General features: G+C 51.4%; 1 rRNA gene. It reads left to right on the top strand.

The window, feature by feature from the left end:
* Positions 1-360, top strand: a 16S ribosomal RNA gene (locus ACTHSL_RS13220); the annotation flags it as partial.

Consider the following 360-nt stretch of genomic DNA (forward strand, 5'->3'; position numbering starts at 1 on the left):
GGGTTGTAAACCTCTTTTAGTTGGGACGAAATAAATGACGGTACCAACAGAAACAGCACCGGCTAACCCTGTGCCAGCAGCCGCGGTAATACAGGGGGTGCAAGCGTTACTCGGAATCACTGGGCGTAAAGAGCGTGTAGGCGGTTTAGCAAGTCTGGTGTGAAAGCCCTGGGCTCAATCCAGGAAGTGCATTGGATACTGCTAGACTAGAGTATAGGAGAGGTGAGTGGAATTCCCGGTGTAGAGGTGAAATTCGTAGATATCGGGAGGAACAACAGAGGCGAAGGCGACTCACTGGACTATTACTGACGCTAAGGCGCGAAAGCGTGGGGAGCAAACAGGATTAGATACCCCTTAGTC

The sequence above is a fragment of the Neisseria sp. P0008.S010 genome (genome assembly GCF_051962715.1).
GTDB classification, from domain to species: domain Bacteria; phylum Pseudomonadota; class Gammaproteobacteria; order Burkholderiales; family Neisseriaceae; genus Neisseria; species Neisseria elongata.